Annotated in this window: 1 protein-coding gene; it reads right to left on the reverse strand. The window is 65.4% G+C overall.

Going from position 1 to position 289, the window contains the following annotated elements:
- Positions 1-86: 86 nt before the first annotated feature.
- Positions 87-289, reverse strand: a 203-nt coding sequence (locus H7J93_RS29095; protein ID WP_267309740.1) for a DUF222 domain-containing protein, incomplete at its 5' end; no start/stop codon positions are given.

Raw genomic sequence — 289 nt, forward strand, 5'->3', positions numbered from 1 at the left:
CACACCCGCGGACTTCAACGCCTCCATGGCATCAGCGCCCGACATCGGCTCGTCAGTAGTCACATCCATCGATACTGCTCCATTCATCAGGAGCCACTGCTACACAAACCATCTGACACGCCCATCTCGGTGGCGGTGCGCATCGCCGATAACGGCCCCCACTGGCGCAGCCGTGTGGCGATCGCGGTGTCCACCTGGGCCATCACGGCGGGGTCGTTGATCAGCCGGGTGCGCGCCACCACCGTCGACACCAGCCGGTAGTTCACCGCGCCGGTGGCGAACACCTGCG

Source organism: Mycobacterium barrassiae, from assembly GCF_025822765.1.
Taxonomy (GTDB): domain Bacteria; phylum Actinomycetota; class Actinomycetes; order Mycobacteriales; family Mycobacteriaceae; genus Mycobacterium; species Mycobacterium barrassiae.